General features: G+C 36.1%; 4 protein-coding genes. All 4 read right to left on the minus strand.

Annotation, left to right across the window (positions count from 1 at the left end; genetic code table 11):
* Positions 1-178: 178 nt before the first annotated feature.
* Complete coding sequence (locus tag HMPREF9707_RS00715; RefSeq protein ID WP_006700812.1) at positions 179-1,102, minus strand: metal ABC transporter solute-binding protein, Zn/Mn family; 924 nt, start codon at positions 1,100-1,102, stop codon at positions 179-181.
* Positions 1,103-1,119: 17 nt separating this feature from the next.
* Positions 1,120-1,974: a metal ABC transporter permease gene (locus tag HMPREF9707_RS00720; RefSeq protein WP_040442964.1), complete on the minus strand. Its 855-nt coding sequence runs from the start codon at positions 1,972-1,974 to the stop codon at positions 1,120-1,122.
* 19 nt (positions 1,975-1,993) lie between these two features.
* Positions 1,994-2,737 carry a metal ABC transporter ATP-binding protein gene (locus HMPREF9707_RS00725; RefSeq protein WP_006700814.1) on the minus strand — a complete coding sequence of 248 codons (744 nt, stop codon included), beginning with the start codon at positions 2,735-2,737 and terminating at the stop codon, positions 1,994-1,996.
* A gap of 151 nt (positions 2,738-2,888) precedes the next feature.
* Entirely contained in the window at positions 2,889-3,422 is a 534-nt protein-coding gene (locus tag HMPREF9707_RS00730) for a hypothetical protein (protein WP_006700815.1), read from the minus strand.
* Between the last annotated feature and the right edge of the window lie 180 nt (positions 3,423-3,602).

Consider the following 3,602-nt stretch of genomic DNA (forward strand, 5'->3'; position numbering starts at 1 on the left):
CACAGAAAGTTAGAGGGTTATCCATGAATATTGTAACACAAGTTATGCAAGAAATTAGTAAAATGATGACAGATTTATATCATCAAGCGATTCAATCTTCTTATGATTTTACCACGATTTTAGCGACTAAACAAATAACCAAAAAAAGAAGCCACTATGTTAAGTGACTTCTAACTATTTATTGATTTAAACCGTTATAAATAACATCTAAATTCGTTTGTAAATACTTCAAATAGGTATCCGCGGGTGAACCTTTTTCACCGATTTCGTCGGAATAAACCGGCTCTTCATAAATCTCAACGCCCGTTTCCTTCGATACGGTTTGCATTGGACGTCTATCAACGTTTGATTCAACGAACAATACCGGTGGGTTATTATCTTTGACCCATTGAATCGCTGATTGAATTTGAGCGGGCGAACCATTTTCATCGGTATCAATTGCCCAAATATAACCATGATTTAAGTTAAAAGATTGAGTCATATATTGGAAAGCATGTTCGCTAGCAATAAAGTTACGCTGGTTACCTTCTAAACTGCCCAATTTTTCTTCATATTCATCGCGAATTGCTTCTAACTCTTTAATATAAGCTTCAGCGTTTTCTTGATAGACCACTGCATTATTTGGATCGTGTTCTTTTAAGACCTCTACAATTCGTTGAGCCATTTTTATACCTACGTTAGGATCTGCAAAGGCATGAGGGTTAATTTCTTGCCTTCCTTCTTCATCTTTTAAATATTGTGGTTCTACGTCTTTAGCAACTTCGATGAGTTGTTCTGGTGACTTCTTCACTGAATTAGCTAATTTCATAAACCAACCATTTTCGGATCCTTCTAAGTTTAATCCGTTATAAAACATTAAATCCGCGTCAGTCGCTTTCATAATGTCTTCTGGTAAAGGTTCATATTCATGAGGATCAGTTCCAACTGGAACTAAGTTATAGACTTCAATATGATCTTGGCCGATACTTTCTAACATATCAGTTAAGAGAGAAAAACTTGAAACCACTTTTAGCGGTTCATCTGCATGAGCTGTGGTTGCGATACTTAATCCCATCATTAAAATTAAGTTGATCGCACATAATACTTTCAATAAACGTTTCATTTAATCATACCTTCCTACTATTTAGATAATTTATGAGCTAAACGCCAGACGTAGCCGTTATTAGGTGCAAATAAAAAGGCTAAAACAAACATTACTGTGGCACATAATACAATCGCTGCTCCTGACGGAACGTTAATAACAAAACTAATATACAATCCGACCACTGAAGAAATAACACCAAAAATAGCCGAAAGAATTAACATATTTCGTAAGTTGTTTGTTAATAGATACGCTGTCGAAGCTGGTGTAATCAGTAAAGCAACAACTAAAATAGCACCAACAGCTTGCAGTGAGGCTACAGTAACTAACGTTAACGTCACCATAATTCCATAATGAATTAATTTAGTTGGGTATCCCCAAGCAGCCGCCATTGTTGGATCAAAGGTGGTAATAAGTAATTCTTTATAAAAAGCAACGACTAGAATGATAACAATCACACCGATTACCATCGTAATATTTCGGTCGCTGTCTTGAACCGTTAAAATATTACCAAACAAAATTTCTGTTAAGTCCGTGGCGCTTTGTGCCATTTGAATTAAAATAACACCGATCGCGAAAAAGGATGAAAAGACAATCCCTATCGCCGCATCGCTTTTAATTCGACTCGACTGTTGAACGAGACCAATCAGTAATGCTGTAATAAAGCCGGTGATCGCCGCTCCGATGAAAAAGTTCGTTCCCATCATATAAGAAATCGCCACACCGGGTAAAATTGCGTGAGAAATCGCATCCCCCATTAAAGCTAATCCTCTTAAAATAATAAAGCAGCCTAATATTCCGGCAATGACTCCAACCATCACTGAAGTTGTTAACGCTTTTTGTAAAAACTCATAGTCTTTTACTTGTTGGATGAACTGTTGGATTTGTTGCATCGAAAATACAGTCAACCAATTACTCATTTGATGCACCTCCTCCAACAAATTGGGTAGAGGTTAAAATGCTTTCGCCAAAGGCTTCGGATAAATACTGCGGAGTAAAGCACTCTTCAACCGTCCCATAAGCAATTAATTGTTGTTTAAGTAAAATCACACTATCAAAGTACTCCGCTACTTTACTTAAATCATGGTGAACAATTAATATTGTTTTACCATCTCCTTTCATTTGACGTAAAATTTTAGCGATAATGGCTTCACTTTTAGCGTCAATTCCTACAAATGGTTCATCTAAAAAAATATAACCCGCATCTTGAACTAAAACGCGAGCAAGTAACACTCGTTGAAATTGCCCCCCCGAAAGTTCACTAATTTGACGATGGGAATATTCTTCGAGTCCTACTTGTCTTAAGGCTTCCATCGCTTGGTCTTTTTGCTCTTTGGTGGGAAATTTAAATAACCCTAGTTGACGGTAAAACCCGATAGCCACCATATCTAAAACGTTAATCGGAAAATCATGGTCGATGTTATTCTTTTGTTCGACGTAAGATATTTTCTTTCTTACTTGACTCACATGCTGACCGTCATAGGTCGTTGTTCCGCTATGGGGAAGAATATTTAACATCGCTTTCATTAACGTTGATTTTCCCGCTCCATTTGGCCCAATAATTCCAATTAGTTGCCCTGTCTTCAATTTAAATGAGACATCATCTAAGGCAAGGAATTTATTGTAGGAAACGGATAAATTATTCGCTTCTATCATATTATTCCTTCTTTCTTTTCTGAAACATTGTTTAGAGCAACCTAAATAATGTCCAGTAAAAAACAATAGAATATTCTATTGATTTATTTGTTTGTGTTTTTGTTCTCTTTGTTTAGGCTTACCTAAACTTTAACGCATCCTTTTTTCTTTGTCAAGCATCTTGATCAAATTCATGCCACTTTTTTATACCCTCTTGAAACCGCTTGATATAGCGCTCTTTTTGAAATAATAGTTGGTGTAATCCTTGATATAGTTCGCTGGAAGTATTAATGAAAGATAGCTGGTCTTTTTGTTCAAATAAAGCCTCTTGAACCATTTCATGAGGTACTTGTTGGTAAATATCGTCTAAGTGATCTTTAATGTAATCTTTTAACCGCTCCACTCTTTTAGATTCAAACGCAGTAATTTGATCTAATTCACTTAAAGTTTGTCGGTAGGAACGGTTGCGAACCATTTGACCGTCTTGGACATAACAATACTCTTTTGTAAAAGGAGTCTGAGCACTTGGAAATGTTCCATGAATTTGATACCACCCATCATAAATACGATAATGATCTTCTTCTAAAGGAAGAAACTCACGTTTTACATGGTAAGTTTCATCGGGTCCGGTAATTTCAGCGATCCACTGTTTTTGATCTTGCGGGTGGGGAAGAAGTTCTAATTTTTGATAGAAATTTGTTGTCATCGTTTACCCTTAGTGTAAAATAACTGTTGGTAAGCTAAAAGCAAAAAAGATAACCCTCTGCTATACTGTTAGTAGCCAACACACACAGAAAGTTAGAGGATTATCCATGAATATTGTAACACAAGTTATGCAAGAAATTAGTAAAATGATGACAGATTTATATCATCAAGCGATTCAAGG

Source organism: Falseniella ignava CCUG 37419, assembly GCF_000301055.1.
GTDB lineage: Bacteria > Bacillota > Bacilli > Lactobacillales > Aerococcaceae > Falseniella > Falseniella ignava.

What these genes read in the sequence shown, in the direction of transcription:
- HMPREF9707_RS00715 (WP_006700812.1), bottom strand. Translation starts at nt 1,102, where the DNA reads ATGAAACGTTTATTGAAAGTATTATGTGCGATCAACTTAATTTTAATG.
- HMPREF9707_RS00720 (WP_040442964.1), bottom strand. Translation starts at nt 1,974, where the DNA reads ATGCAACAAATCCAACAGTTCATCCAACAAGTAAAAGACTATGAGTTT.
- HMPREF9707_RS00725 (WP_006700814.1), bottom strand. Translation starts at nt 2,737, where the DNA reads ATGATAGAAGCGAATAATTTATCCGTTTCCTACAATAAATTCCTTGCC.
- HMPREF9707_RS00730 (WP_006700815.1), bottom strand. Translation starts at nt 3,422, where the DNA reads ATGACAACAAATTTCTATCAAAAATTAGAACTTCTTCCCCACCCGCAA.